At 68.4% G+C, this 12,869-nt stretch carries 13 protein-coding genes; 7 read left to right on the top strand and 6 right to left on the bottom strand.

What is annotated here, in order from left to right:
* The first annotated feature begins 91 nt into the window (after positions 1-91).
* Positions 92-994: an ABC transporter ATP-binding protein gene (locus DI276_RS46665; protein WP_112276291.1), complete on the top strand. Its 903-nt coding sequence runs from the start codon at positions 92-94 to the stop codon at positions 992-994.
* On the opposite strand, the gene mycP is transcribed toward DI276_RS46665, so the two are convergent.
* The gene (gene mycP, locus DI276_RS46660) at positions 960-2,102 is read right to left on the bottom strand and encodes a type VII secretion-associated serine protease mycosin (RefSeq protein ID WP_112276289.1); all 1,143 of its coding nucleotides are present in this window, start codon (positions 2,100-2,102) and stop codon (positions 960-962) included. The two genes, DI276_RS46665 and mycP, sit on opposite strands and share 35 nt — an antisense overlap.
* Before the next feature lie 261 nt (positions 2,103-2,363).
* Here mycP and DI276_RS46655 point away from each other — a divergent pair, with 261 nt between their 5' ends.
* The 4 genes from DI276_RS46655 (at position 2,364) to DI276_RS46640 (ending at position 6,176) form a co-directional block, all read left to right on the top strand.
* Positions 2,364-2,768 (top strand): hypothetical protein, encoded by a 405-nt coding sequence (locus tag DI276_RS46655; RefSeq protein WP_232837387.1) that lies wholly within the window; start codon positions 2,364-2,366, stop codon positions 2,766-2,768.
* Positions 2,769-2,836: 68 nt separating this feature from the next.
* Positions 2,837-3,481, top strand: coding sequence for a tRNA (guanosine(46)-N7)-methyltransferase TrmB (trmB, locus tag DI276_RS46650; protein ID WP_232837400.1), 645 nt, complete (start codon positions 2,837-2,839; stop codon positions 3,479-3,481).
* A 132-nt stretch (positions 3,482-3,613) separates the two neighbouring features.
* Positions 3,614-4,720, top strand: coding sequence for a nitric oxide synthase oxygenase (locus tag DI276_RS46645; RefSeq protein WP_269814372.1), 1,107 nt, complete (start codon positions 3,614-3,616; stop codon positions 4,718-4,720).
* Between the two features lie 298 nt (positions 4,721-5,018).
* On the top strand, positions 5,019-6,176 hold the full coding sequence (locus DI276_RS46640) for a sensor histidine kinase (protein ID WP_112276384.1): 1,158 nt from the start codon (positions 5,019-5,021) through the stop codon (positions 6,174-6,176).
* A 117-nt stretch (positions 6,177-6,293) separates the two neighbouring features.
* Here DI276_RS46640 and DI276_RS53200 read toward each other — a convergent pair whose 3' ends face one another.
* Positions 6,294-6,425, bottom strand: coding sequence for a hypothetical protein (locus DI276_RS53200; protein WP_269814371.1), 132 nt, complete (start codon positions 6,423-6,425; stop codon positions 6,294-6,296).
* Positions 6,426-6,733: 308 nt separating this feature from the next.
* On the opposite strand from DI276_RS53200, the gene DI276_RS46635 reads away from it, so the two are divergent.
* Positions 6,734-8,041, top strand: coding sequence for an amidohydrolase family protein (locus tag DI276_RS46635; protein ID WP_112276283.1), 1,308 nt, complete (start codon positions 6,734-6,736; stop codon positions 8,039-8,041).
* A gap of 1 nt (position 8,042) precedes the next feature.
* On the opposite strand, the gene DI276_RS46630 is transcribed toward DI276_RS46635, so the two are convergent.
* Complete coding sequence (locus DI276_RS46630) at positions 8,043-8,720, bottom strand: SDR family oxidoreductase (RefSeq protein ID WP_112276281.1); 678 nt, start codon at positions 8,718-8,720, stop codon at positions 8,043-8,045.
* Positions 8,721-9,099: 379 nt separating this feature from the next.
* On the opposite strand from DI276_RS46630, the gene DI276_RS46620 reads away from it, so the two are divergent.
* On the top strand, positions 9,100-9,429 hold the full coding sequence (locus tag DI276_RS46620) for an MFS transporter (RefSeq protein ID WP_408610643.1): 330 nt from the start codon (positions 9,100-9,102) through the stop codon (positions 9,427-9,429).
* Here DI276_RS46620 and DI276_RS46615 read toward each other — a convergent pair.
* The 3 genes from DI276_RS46615 to DI276_RS46605 all read right to left on the bottom strand — a co-directional run bounded on the left by DI276_RS46615 (position 9,402) and on the right by DI276_RS46605 (position 12,826).
* Entirely contained in the window at positions 9,402-9,941 is a 540-nt protein-coding gene (locus DI276_RS46615) for a DUF3455 domain-containing protein (RefSeq protein ID WP_112276279.1), read from the bottom strand. The two genes, DI276_RS46620 and DI276_RS46615, sit on opposite strands and share 28 nt — an antisense overlap.
* A 127-nt stretch (positions 9,942-10,068) precedes the next feature.
* A complete protein-coding gene (locus DI276_RS46610) occupies positions 10,069-10,611 on the bottom strand; it encodes a DUF3455 domain-containing protein (protein ID WP_112276277.1) in 543 nt (180 codons plus the stop codon).
* Between the two features lie 121 nt (positions 10,612-10,732).
* Positions 10,733-12,826 (bottom strand): PhoX family protein, encoded by a 2,094-nt coding sequence (locus tag DI276_RS46605; protein WP_112276276.1) that lies wholly within the window; start codon positions 12,824-12,826, stop codon positions 10,733-10,735.
* Between the last annotated feature and the right edge of the window lie 43 nt (positions 12,827-12,869).

Here is a 12,869-nt window from a genome sequence, read left to right as displayed (position 1 = left end):
CACCCAACGGCAAGAAGCCATCAGCCACACCCCGCCGTCCCGGGCATCCAGAACACCCCGTCCTGGACATCAACAATCTTATGGAGAGGTCATGATCCAGGCAGTGCGGTTGCGCAAGCACTACGGCAGGACGAAGGCGGTCGACGACCTGTCCTTCACCGTCAAACCCGGTCGGGTCACGGGCTTTCTCGGACCGAACGGCGCGGGCAAGTCCACCACCATGCGGATGATCCTCGGCCTCGACAACCCGACCGGCGGGGACGTCACGATCGACGGGAAGTACTACGCGGAACTCAAGCAGCCGCTGCGCAAGATCGGCGCGTTGCTCGACGCGAAGTGGGTGCACCCCAACCGGTCCGCTCGCTCGCACCTCAAGTGGATGGCCGTCTCCAACAAGATCCCGGTCAGCCGCGTCGACGAGGTGCTGGAGATCGTCGGCCTCACCGAGGTCGCCGGCAAGAAGGCCGGCGGGTTCTCGCTCGGCATGTCCCAGCGGCTCGGCATCGCGGGCGCGCTGCTCGGCGACCCCGAGGTGCTGCTGTTCGACGAGCCGGTCAACGGTCTCGACCCGGAGGGCATCCTCTGGATCCGCCAGTTCATGCACCGGCTCGCGGACGAGGGCCGCACGGTGTTCGTGTCGAGCCACCTGCTCTCGGAGATGGCACAGACCGCCCAGGACCTCATCGTGATCGGCAAGGGCCAGCTGATCGCGCAGACCACCACCGAGCAGTTCATCAGCGACGCCACCCAGGACCACGTCCGGGTGCGTTCACCGCACGCCGTGAAGCTGCGCGAGATTCTCGCCGTCGGCGCGACGGTGACCGAGGACGCCGTGGACGGAGCCCTTGTGGTGCACGGGATCCCGGCGCCCCAGATCGGTGAGATCGCCGCGGAGAACCAGATCGTGCTGCACGAGCTCAGCCCTCAGCGCGGTTCGCTCGAGGACGCCTTCATGCAGCTCACCAAGGAGTCGGTGGAGTATCACGCACACTGACCTCGGGGCGTCGGCGTGACCTGATGGCCGGCAGAACGATCAGCAGTGCGGTCATCAGCGCGGTTGCGCCCACGACACCGGCGACGAACGGCAACCGGTCGGAGAGGTCGGCGTCGGGCTCGACCGGTTGCGCGGCGAGCGTCGGAGTCGGTTGTGCGGTCGACGGTTTCGGTTCCGGCAGCAACGGGTTCCGCGCCACCGGCGGGAGTTGCGCGGTGAGCGCGCCCATCGGGTTGACCATGCCGAACCCGGTCGTTTCGTCCCTGCCGGGCTCCGCCATGTCCTTCGCGGTCTTGATCAACGCGTTGACGACGTCCTCGGCCGGCAGCTGCGGGTGCTTCGCGCGCACCAGCGCGGCGACCCCGGCCACGATCGCGGACGCCGCGCTCGTGCCGTCCATCTCGGCGTATCCGCTGGCGTACACGCTTTCCGGCGCGGCCGTGACGATGCCTTCCGCCGGAGCCGAGAGCACCGTGTCCGCACCGACGTTGGACGACTTCCACGGCTTGCCGTCGCGGTTCGTGCCGGCGACCGCGATCACGCCGCCGATGTTGGCGGGCGCGGAGACCTCCTTGCCGTCGTTGCCCGTGGCGGCGACGAGCACGACGTCCTTCTCGATCGCGTAGTTCACGGCTTTGACCAGCGACGGCGTCATCGTGCTGGAGAAGCCCAGCGACATGTTGATGACCTTGGCCCCGTGGTCGGCCGCCCACCTGATGCTCTCCGCGACGACGTCGAGCGAGAACTGCTCCTTCTCGGCGCTCGCGATCGGGAGGATCTTGGCGCCGGGCGCGATGCCGAGCGCGCCGCCGTTGCGGCCGGTCGCGGCGATGATCCCGGCCATCCCGGTGCCGTGGCCGTCGGTGTCGGTGGTGCCGTCGGTGCCCTTGGAGCTGCCGAAGCCGGTGCCGGGTAAGACTCGCCCGGCGAGGTCGGGGTGCTTGGCGTCCACGCCGGAGTCGATCACCGCGACGATCACGCCGTCACCACGCGCCTGATCTTGGGCGGAGTAGATGTCGAGCGCGCCCAAATGCCACTCCTGTTCCTCGATCGTCTGCGCGGCGAGCAGCAACGGCAGCGCGACGGCGAGCGCGGGAAGCAGGGGCACGTCAGCTACATCGTGTTTCCACTCCGCGGCGCAACGTGCCCGGGGTCACACGTTTCGTAAGAGCGTTGTTAACAAGCCATGAAAAGGGGCGTTCTGGACAACACCGGCGTTTGGATTCGCGTTCAATTGGGTTATCCCGGGTTCCGGAGGTGGCCAGTGGTCCGTGTGGAAGCAATGCTCGGCCTCGAGTGGGCTAGTGCGCTCGAAGCTCCCAACCCTGCCGAAATCGCCCTGACCCCCGCTGACGCACGTCGTTCGTGGGTGAACCGCGCCAGTGAGAACGAAGTGCTGGCGATGTACCGCGCCGTGCGTGCCGTCGAGGACGCACCCGCACCGTGGTGGCTGCGCGCACTGGACTGCGGCCGGCTGCGTTCCCGTGCCGAAGGTCACGCCGTCGAGGACGCGGTGAGCGAGTTGCTCTCGGCACGTCCCGGCTGGGTGTTCGTGCCCTGGGTCGACCTCGGCGAGGTCGGGTACTGGGAGTTCGTGCCGTCCGAGAGCGGTGTCTACGGTCCGGCCACGCCCACGACGGTGCAGTTCACCGACCGCCACAAGGGCTTCATCCACCTCGTGCCTGCCCACCGCGGGCCCGGCCAGGCGCAGCCCATCGACTTCTCCGTTGCCGAGCTGCGTACGCAAATCGAGGACATCGAGCTCATCGCCTAGTCTGTACGGCTGTGACCAGGCCTGAGTTCCCCCGTTCCATCGTCAGCTTCGTCCAGCGCGGCGAGCGCATGACCGTGGGGCAGGAGCGTGCCTGGGACACGTACTGGGAGAAGATGGGCAACGACGTGAAGTCGTTGCCCGAGGGGCCCCTGGACTTCGACTCGTGGTTCGGCCGTTCCGCGCCGGTGCTGCTGGAGATCGGGTCCGGCATGGGCGAGACCACCTCGCAGCTCGTGGCCGCCGCGCCCGAGCTCAACTACGTCGCCGTCGAGGTCTACAAGCCGGGCCTGGCCCAGCTGCTGCTGCGTGGCGAGCACCTCGGCGGGCTCGACAACCTGCGCGTGCTGCGCGGTGACGCCGTCGACCTGCTGACCGACCACATCGCGCCGGCGTCGTTGCACGGCGTGCGGATCTTCTTCCCGGACCCGTGGCCGAAGAAGAAGCACCACAAGCGCCGGCTCGTGCAGCCGGAGTTCGTGGCGCTGGTCGCGTCCCGGCTGGAGCCGGGCGGCGTGTTGCACCTCGCGACGGACTGGGAGCACTACGCGGAGCAGATGCTCGAGGTGTGCTCCGGCGAGCGGTTGCTGACCAACATGTACGACGACTGGGCGCCGCGACCGGACTGGCGGCCCGTCACGAAGTTCGAGCAGCGAGCTGTGAACGAGGGCCGCGTTTCGCACGATCTGATGTTCCGCCGGAACGACCTCACCTGATCGAGGTCTCAAGCCGTTCGAGTGAACACACTGGGTCTTGCGTTCACTCGTTGGAGTGGCGGGTGTTGATCACCCGAAATGCCCCGAGTGGCAGTGACGCGTGAAGCTGTTCCGGCCTTAGCGTTCCGCTCCGTGACCCCCGACGTCCTCCCCGTCGCGGAGGAGTTCGTCCGCATGTTCCACGCGGCGCACTCCGACGCAGGCTCGCTGTCCGCCCGCATCGCCCAGGTGCGCGCCGAGATCGCCGAGACCGGAACCTACCGCCACACCACCAACGAGCTCGCGTACGGCGCGCGGATCGCGCTGCGAGATTCTGGTTGGTGCACCTCAGGTGTGCCGTGGCGACGACTGAAAGTCCGCGATCTGCGCGGCTATCGCAACGCCGCCGCGGTGGCCGGCGAATGCGTCGAGCACCTGCGGCTCGCGACCAACGGCGGGGAAATTCGGCCGCTGGTCACGGTTTTCGCGCCGGACGCGCCGGGCTCGCCTGGTCCGGTGATCTGGAACGAGCAGCTGATCCGGTACGCCGGATACGCCGACGGGATGGGGGACCGTCGCTACACCCAGTTCACCGAAACCATGCAGGGCATGGGATGGCGGCCGCCGGCTCGACGGTCGCGCTTCGACCTGCTGCCGTTGGTGGTGGAGACGCAGCACGAGGGACCGCGGCTGTTCACGTTGCCGTCCGAGATCGTGCACGAAGTTCCGTTGGAGCACCCGACTTTGCCGTGGTTCGGCGAGATGGGCCTGCGCTGGCACGCGGTTCCGGTCATCTCGAACATGCGGCTGTCGATCGGCGGCGTGCACTACCCGGCGGCGCCGTTCAACTCCTGGTTCGTGGGCGCCGAGATCGGCACGCGCTCACTGGCGGAGGAAGGCGCTTACGGTGTGGCGCGGGAAGTCGCCGACGCGTTGGGTTTGGACACGACGTCCGAACGCACGCTGTGGCGGGACTTCGCGACCGTTCACCTGAACGCTGCAGTGCTGCACTCGTTCGACAAGGCGTCCGTCACCATCACGGACCACCACGCGGAGGCGCTGCACAGGCTCGCGTGGCTGCGTTCCCGCCAACGCCCCTCCGCGGCCCGTCCCGCGTTCCGGTTGGACAGCGCCGCCGCGGCGCGCGCACGGAACGGTGCTCCGGCGCGCTTCACGGCCGCGTTGGACGAGACCCGTCCTCAACCGACGAGCAGGCTGGCGGAGCTGCTCCGCCAGCAACATTCCCTGACCAGCGTCTGACTTCCCCATCACACGCTGGTGCCGGTACGTCCCTAACTCTGAGAGTCGATCATCACGCCCGACAGGGCCATGAGCGCAAGGACCAACAGGCCGACCACTGCGGCGGCCCACGTGAACACGACTGACAACATGGCGTCCTCCAAATTCCCCGACTGCTCCTCCAGAGTCCGTTACCGAGCCGTCATCCGGCATCCGCCGGGAGGGTATTTCCGCAGGTCGCCCACTCAGCCTTCTGGCTGATGCCGGGTTAGCCCCGAGTCGGACGCGCGGTAAGCCTTCCGGCTTTACCGTGTACCCCGTGGAGAGCACGGATCTGAACTGGCGGTTGCTCGCCAAACGCCAGTGGCCACTGGCGCTCTCGCTGACTTTCATCGCCGTACTGGAAACCACCGCGATCTCAACGGGTCTCGGCTGGTGGCAGTTACCGGGCGTCGTGGTGATCTGCGTGATCGCCGTGCTGGCGCCGCGCAGGCCGTTCGACGCGGCGCTCGCGCTGGCGTTCGCGATCGCTTGCGTAGCCGTCTACATGCGGTTTCTCGGGGTCGCGATCACGCCGCACCTCTTCTGGAGCGGCGCGAGCATCTCGATGGCGGGCGCCGCGATGGCGACCATCGCGATCGTCGTGCGGGAGGCCTCGCGCGCTCGTGCGGTCGTGGGAACCGTGCTGGTGCTGGGGGCGATGGCCACCGCGGAAGTCCTCGGTTGGCCGATCGTGGCACCGGTCGAGTACCGCGAGTGGAGCCCGGACGCCTTCGGCTTCTCGATCTCCGCGTCCGTTCTGGTCATCCTCTCGGTGGGCACCGGGCTGTACTTCCGGGCCCGTGACAACGAACGCGCGTCTCAGTTGGCGGCATCCGTTGCGGCGGCCCAGAACGCCGAGCGGATGGCGTTGGCACGGGAACTGCACGACGTGGTCGCGCACTACGTGACGGCGATCGTCGTGCACGCGCAGGCAGGTCAGCTCAACCGCGAGGTCGATGTGCTGCCGGCGATTGCGTCTTCTGGCACCGAGGCCCTGACCGCGATGCGGCGGCTCGTCGGAACCATGCGGGACGGATCTTCTGCCGGTCCCGCCGCGTCTTCGTCGTTGATGGACGACGTGCGCTCGCTGGCCGCGGAATCCGGGCTGCCCGTGCGGCTTTCGTTCGACCTGCAGGACGCGGTGCCGCAGGAGCTGGCGCGCTCGGTGCTGCGGTTGGTGCAGGAGTCGTTGACCAACACGCAGAAGCACGCTTCCGCGGTGTCGTCCGTGGACGTTGCACTGTCCTCAAGCGACGGTGTGCTGCGACTCGGCGTTGAGGACGACGGGGTCGCGTCGGGCGTTCCCGTTGGTGGCTCTGGGGGTTACGGGCTCGTCGGCATGCGCGAGCGCGTGGAGCTGCTGGGCGGCGAGTTCTCCGCAGGCCGACGCGAACCGACCGGGTGGAAGGTCCGCGCCGAACTGCCTCTGGCCTAGCGCCGTGGCACGAAAGCTTGCCGGCCATTTCGCGGTCAGGCGGGCGCATCGTGGTGCCGCGAGGCGTCCTACTGAGCGTGAAATTGCACGCCAGGTTTCGTGCCACGGCGCTAGAGTTCAGACTTCGTCGCGAATGACTTCGAACTCCTGCGTCATCTCGACATCGCTGAACTGGTCGTCGTTCTGTGGGTCGATGTCGGCCACTGATGCCTCCGCATGATCACGCCCGTACCCGTGCGAGGTGATCATGCCAACTCAGCGCCGGGTCGGCGGCTTGGGGGTGGCGGGCTTCTGCGCGCGCCGGAAGTCTCCACTGGACGTGCACGGCTTCTTCGACATGATCATGTGACGTCGGCCCCGTCCCTCTGGTTGCGTCGAATCCACAGTCGAATGCACAAAGGGCCCGCCGGTTCATGCTCGACGGGCCCTCTGGTTGGGGAGAAGTTCTGGTCGGGGCGGGCCCTGGGGGTCGGCCCGCACCCGACGCAGCGAGGATGCCCATCCCTTCCGGATGTATGCATGCTTGTGATCGGCATCACAGTGGCAGGATTCTCCGCATGTCACTGCGTCTGCACGCCCCGGTGGTCCTGCCCTGCGACCCGTCCTGCTCCGTGTTGAGGGACGCGGTCGTGGACGTGGTCGACGGTCGAGTCACGTACGTGGGCGCGGCCGCGGCGGCGCCCGACTTCGACGGCGAGGTCCGGCGGTTGACCGGGATCCTGCTGCCCGGCCTGGTGAACACGCACGCGCACAGCCCGATGACGGTGCTGCGCGGCCTGGGCTCGGACCTGCCGCTGCTGCGCTGGCTGCAGGAGCAGATGTGGCCGAACGAGGCCAGGATGACCGCTGCCGACGTCGGCACGGGCATGCTGCTGGGCGCGGTCGAGATGCTGCGGCACGGCGTCACGACCTCCGCCGAGATGTACTTCCACGGCCCTGAGCTGGTGTCGGCCGTGCTGGAGGCCGGGTCACGGGTGGTCTTCGGCGGCGCGATCCTCGACGTGCCTGGCATGCAGTGGCGGTCGCTCACCGACGACATCTCCTCGTGGATCGACGCCGACGGGCTGCGGTTCGGGCCGGGCGAACGGGTCGAGCTGGCCTACGGACCGCATTCCGCGTACACGCTCTCGCCCGCTCAGCTGACCGCGGTGGCCGTCGAGGCGCGGGCCCGCGGGGCGCTGCTGATGGTGCACGTCGCCGAGTCGCCGTTCGAGGACGAGGCGCAGCGGGCCGAGTACGGCTCGGTGCCGGCGTTGCTGAAGGCGTCGGACGTGCTGGGCGGACGCGTGCTGTCCGCGCATTCCGTGCATCTCTCCGACGACGACATCGCGCTGTACGCGTCGTTCGGCGTCGGCGTGGCGCACTGCCCGGGCTCCAACGCGAAGCTGGCGTCCGGCATCGCACGGGTGCCGGAAATGCTGGCGGCGGGCGTGTCGGTCGGACTGGGCACCGACGGGCCGGCGTCCAACGACGACCTCGACCTGTTCGAGGAGGCAAGGCTCGCCGGGCTGTTCGCTCGAGTGTCCAAGATGGACGCCACGGCACTCGGCGCCGCGCAGGCGTTGCTGATGGCGACTCGGGGCGGGGCGGACGCGTTGGGCCGCACGGACATCGGGGCGCTGGAGACCGGGCGTTGGGCCGACGTCGTGCACATCGCCGCGGACGACCCCGCGTTCGCGACCGGGTTGGACGCACCGGACGCGCAGTTGCTGGCGAACCTGGTGTGGGGTTCCGGGTCGCGCCGGGTCACCGACGTCTGGGTGGCCGGTGACCACGTCGTGGCAGATGGGGAGTCCACGCGGGTCGACCGGCAGGAAGCCCAGGCAGGCGTGACGGCGGTGGCTCAGCGACTGCGCACGGCCTGAGTCAGCGCGGCTGAGGACGCACCACGAGCTCGGTGATGTGCGCGTCCGGCGTTGCCAACACGGCGGATGCCACGGCGCGCCCCACCGAAGCCGGGTCCAGGTACTGCGTGGCGTCGTACTCGCCGCCCTCCTGGCGCCGCACCTCGCGCTGCATCGGCGTGTCGGTCCGGCCGGGGAACACCGAGGTCACGCGCAGGGTCGGCTCGTCGGCGCGCAGGGCGTCGGCGTAGGCGCGGAGAGCGAACTTCGAGGCCGCGTAGACGCCCCAGCCCGGGTTGGCGCGCAGGCCCGCGCCCGAGTTGATCAGCACGACGTGCCCCGACGAGGCACGCAACTGGGGCAGCAGCAGGCGGGTCAGTTCGGCGACCGCCACGACGTTGAGCTCCAGGGTCTGGCGCCACACGTCGACCGAGGCCTCGCCCAACGGACCGAGCAGGGCGACGCCGGCGCTGTGCACCACGACGTCCAGGCGCGCGATGTGCTCGGTGTCCGCGGACGCGAGGTTCGTGAGGTCGAACGGCCAAGCCTCGGCGCCGGGAAGTTCCGCCGCGAGCAGGGACAGGGACGTTTCGTCGCGTCCGCCTAGCAGAAGATCGTGAGTTGGGGCCAGACTGCGGGCAATGGCCGAGCCGATTCCGCTGGACGCCCCGGTGACGAGGGCTACCGGACGATCACTCATGGGGGAACCGTAACGTGCCCAGGAAGTTGATCCTGCCCCATCTCTGCCTGCTCTACTTCATCAACTACCTGGACCGCGTCAACATCGGGTCAGTGCGACGGTGTTCGGGTTCGCGTCCGGAGTGTTCTTCATCGGGTACCTGATCCTCGAGGTGTTCAGCAACCTCGCGTTGCACAAGTACGGCGCGCGCAGGTGGATCGCCCGGATCATGGTCAGCTGGGGATCGTCGCGTTGTTCATGGTGGCCGTGCCGATCTCGACGGCGCTCGGGGCGACGCTCAGCGGGTTGCTGATCCAGTGGACCGACTGGCGCACGATGACGCGAACATCGTCGAGCGCGGCTGATCAACGCGATCCCGTAAGTCCTCGGTGCGGTCGCCATGGTCCTGTGGGCCAGGCACGGAGACCGCACCGGGGAACGCAAGTGGCACGTCGCCGGGCCGATGTTGCTCGGCGGAGCAGCCATCCCGGTAGCGCTCCACCTCGACAACCCGATCGCGGCGATGGTCGCGGTGAGCGTCTGCGCCATCGGCGTGTGTGCCGCCCTGCCCACGTTCTGGGCGCTGCCGACCGGTTTCCTCGGTGACACGGCCGCGGCGGGCGGGATCGCGTTGATCAACTCGCTGGGCAACGTGAGCGGTTTCGTCGCCCCTTACGTCACGGCAGCCGTGGTCGCGCTGGTTCAGCGCGCGGGAACCGAGAAGGTGTAGAGCGCTTCGTAGTGGACGGACGTCTGGGCGCCTTCCTGGCAGCCGCCCGCCGGTGCGACGCCGCCCTTGGTCGCCAGCCGTTGTACGTAGCTGACCTTGCCGAACACGCCGTCGCCCCTGGTGGACTTGGCCTTCAGCAGCAGTTCGGGAACCGCGCCGGGCACCTCGTTGCGGGCGCCGTCGACCGGGGCGGCCTCGACGGCACTGCCGTCGAGGGTGGACACCCAGATCGGACCGCGAGAGTGCAGTGCGACCGCCCGGCCGAGCCGGTCCGCCAGCGTGGCGGCGGGTTCCAGCCCCTTCCAGGCTCCCGTTGTGCAGGTGTAGGTCTGCACACCCTTGGCGTAGAACTTGGCGACGATCTTGTTGCCGGACGGGACCTGGACGGCGGGGGCGACCCTCGCGTCGGAGATGTCCATGGCCGCCTGCGTCGGCGCGGCGGTGGAGCCGACGCCTCCTGCGGCTACAGCTAGCAGAGTTGCGGAGAACAGAACGAAACCAGCGTGCTTCATCACTCACTCCTAGTGGACAGACAGTGCGACGTGTCTCTCGTTCGAGCGGTGCAGCCACCAGGACCTACGGACTGGTGGCCGCACCGGTTCAAACGACTCCACCAAGTGAGACGGCGAGTGCTCTGCGTCAGGAGGCCGGCGCGAAGAAGGTGTAGAGGGCCTTGTAGGGCACGGAAACCTGGGCACCGGCCGTGCAGCCGCCGGACGGGGCGACGCCGCCCTCGGTCGCGAGCCGCTGCACGTAGCTGACCTTGCCGAAGAGACCCTCACCGCGCACGGTCTTGGTCTTCAGCAGGAGCTCGGGGACAGCGCCCTTGACGTCGTTCTTGGCTCCGTCGACCGGAGTCGCCTCGACCGCGCTGCCATCCACTGTGGACACCCAGATCGGGCCGCGGGAGTGCAGGATGATCGGCTTGCCGTCCTTGTCCACCAACGTCGCGGCGGGCTCCAGACCCTTCCACGCGTTGTTCGCGCAGGAGTACGTCTGCACACCGGTGGCCTGGTACTTGCCGACCAGCTGCTGTCCTGCGGGGACCTGGACGGCGGCCGCGACCGGAGCGTCGGGGGAGGCCTGGGCGACGGGGGTGGGCGTTGCGGTGCCGTTGGTGGTGCCGCACGCAGCCAGACCCAGAAGAGCAGCAGCACCAACGAAAAGACCAACACGCTTCACGACTCACTCCAAAGTAGACAGCCAATGTGGACGTTCCCGGGCTGTCCGCGGTGCAGCCACCCATCACACGGACGGATGGCCGCACCGGTTCATTCCACTGCAGTGAGCCAGACCACTCAGGTCAGTCGCAGATGCCGCGCCGGTCCTTGCGCCACACCACGGCGACGGACGGACGCGGCTGCGAGGTGCCACCGTCCGGCCAGTGCGACTGCGGATTGTTCGCCGACGCACCGTCGATTTCACCGGGGTGCTGCACGGACACCAGGACGAAGTCGTCGGTGATGACCGGGCCGCAGGTCTCCGCGCCGATCGGCACGGTGAGGAACTGCTTCACCTGGCCGCGGCGCTTGCCGGAGACGGGCACCGAGAACAGGCCGTCGTTGGACCCCAGGGCGTTGCCGTCCGTGGAGATCCACAGGTTGCCGCGCGAGTCGAACGCGACGTTGTCCGGGCACGAGATCGGGCTGACCTGCGACTTGTCGAAGCCGCCGAAGTACGTGCCGGGGTCCTTCGGGTCACCGCAGACCAGCAGCAGCTTCCACGAGAACGTGGTCGCCGTGTTGTCGCTGCGGCGCTCCTCGATCTCCAGCACGTGGCCGTGCTTGTTGCCGTTGCGCGGGTTGGGCTCGGTCGGGCCTTCCTTGCCCGCCTTGCCGCGGTCCGTGTTGTTGGTCAGCGCGGCGTAGATCCGGCGGTTGTGCGTCGAGGGCTCGACGTCCTCCGGCCGGTCCATCTTCGTGGCGCCCATCTTGTCGGCGGCCTGGCGCGTGAAGATGTACACCTCCTCCGCGGTGAAGCCCGGCACGAACGACTTGTCGTTGTGCGCCAGCGCGATCCACTCGCCGCTGCCGTCGAACTCGCCGTCCTTGGGCAGGGTGCCGTCACCGGTGATCTCGGCGGCCGGGCTGTCGCCGGTGAACTTGGCGACGTAGAGCGTGCCCTTGTCCAGCAGGCGCTTGTTGTGCTCGCGGGCGCGCTTCGAGTTGCCCTTCAGGTAGCACTCGTCGGTGACGAACTTGTACATGTAGTCGAAGCGCTCGTCGTCACCCATGTACGCGACGACCCGGCCGTCCTTGGCGACGATGACGTTCGCGCCCTCGTGCTTGAAGCGGCCGAGCGCGGTGTGCTTGACCGGCGTCGACTTGGGGTCGAGCGGGTCGATCTCGACGATCCAGCCGAAGCGGTTGGCCTCGTTCGGCTCCTGCAGCAGGTCGAAGCGCTTGTCGAACTTCTCCCACTTGCGCGTGGTCGCGCCACCGGACATGCCGTAGCGCGCCAGCTTGGCCTTGGTGTCGGCGTCGGTGACCTGGCCGCCGTTCGCGAAGTACTGGTTGAAGTTCTCCTCGCCGGACAGGATCGTGCCCCACGGCGTGACGCCACCGGCGCAGTTGTTCTGCGTGCCGAGGACGACCTTGCCGGACGGGTCGGCGGAGGTCTTGAGGTACTTCGAGCCGGCGGCCGGGCCACGCAGCTCGAACGGCGTGGTCAGCGTGATGCGGCGGTTGTACTGCTTCTTGTCCTTGGACACCACGAGCTTGCCGCTGCGGTGCTCACGCTCGACCTGCACGACCGACATGCCGTGCGCGGCCCACGCGATCTTGGCGTGGCGTTCGGTGACCTTGTCCGCCGCCCAGTCCTTGAACATGAAGGACTCGGAGGTGTACTCGTGGTTGCTCACCATGAGGTAGCGGTCCCAGCCCGGCAGCGGGACGAGGCCGCAGAAGTCGTTGTTGAAGCCGAACTGCTTCGCCTGCGCCTCCGGCGTCTGGGCGTCGAAGTTGAACGCCGGCGCGTCGTGCGTGACGGCGTCGCCCCAGCGGATGACGACGTCCTGCTGGTAGCCCTTCGGCACGACGATCGCGTCGAGGGTGTTGGGCTGCACCGGCTCGAAGTTCAGACCGTCCCTGTCGTGGCCGAAGCCGAGGTTCAGGTCGAGGTCGACGTCGGCGTGCGCCGGAGCGGCGGCGGCCGAACCGGACATCGCGAGCGCACCGGCACCCGCGACCGCGACGACAGCGCCGGCCTTGAGCATGCCGCGGCGGCTCACGACCTCCTTGACGACGTCACCGAAGTACGCGTTCTGCGTCGTGTTGGGCGCCTCGTGGGCACAGGCGTTGCCGCAGCGGAACTCGCAGGTGACGGCCTGGCGCCCGAGCGGGTGGTTCGTCGGGAGCAGGGGCAGCAGGCGGCGGCCCCGATCGGTGGATGAAGACACGCAGGCCTCCGAGATCGGTCAGAGTGGGAACTGGCCGAACCTA

The organism is Lentzea terrae (assembly GCF_003265345.1).
Classification (GTDB): domain Bacteria; phylum Actinomycetota; class Actinomycetes; order Mycobacteriales; family Pseudonocardiaceae; genus Lentzea; species Lentzea terrae.
Note: the sequence above shows the minus strand (reverse complement) of the source record. Positions and strands in the feature narration are given on the sequence as shown.

What these genes read in the sequence shown, in the direction of transcription:
- DI276_RS46665 (WP_112276291.1), top strand. Translation starts at nt 92, where the DNA reads ATGATCCAGGCAGTGCGGTTGCGCAAGCACTACGGCAGGACGAAGGCG.
- trmB (WP_232837400.1), top strand. Translation starts at nt 2,837, where the DNA reads ATGACCGTGGGGCAGGAGCGTGCCTGGGACACGTACTGGGAGAAGATG.
- DI276_RS53200 (WP_269814371.1), bottom strand. Translation starts at nt 6,425, where the DNA reads ATGATCACCTCGCACGGGTACGGGCGTGATCATGCGGAGGCATCAGTG.
- DI276_RS46635 (WP_112276283.1), top strand. Translation starts at nt 6,734, where the DNA reads ATGTCACTGCGTCTGCACGCCCCGGTGGTCCTGCCCTGCGACCCGTCC.
- DI276_RS46630 (WP_112276281.1), bottom strand. Translation starts at nt 8,720, where the DNA reads ATGAGTGATCGTCCGGTAGCCCTCGTCACCGGGGCGTCCAGCGGAATC.
- DI276_RS46620 (WP_408610643.1), top strand. Translation starts at nt 9,100, where the DNA reads ATGGTCCTGTGGGCCAGGCACGGAGACCGCACCGGGGAACGCAAGTGG.
- DI276_RS46615 (WP_112276279.1), bottom strand. Translation starts at nt 9,941, where the DNA reads ATGAAGCACGCTGGTTTCGTTCTGTTCTCCGCAACTCTGCTAGCTGTA.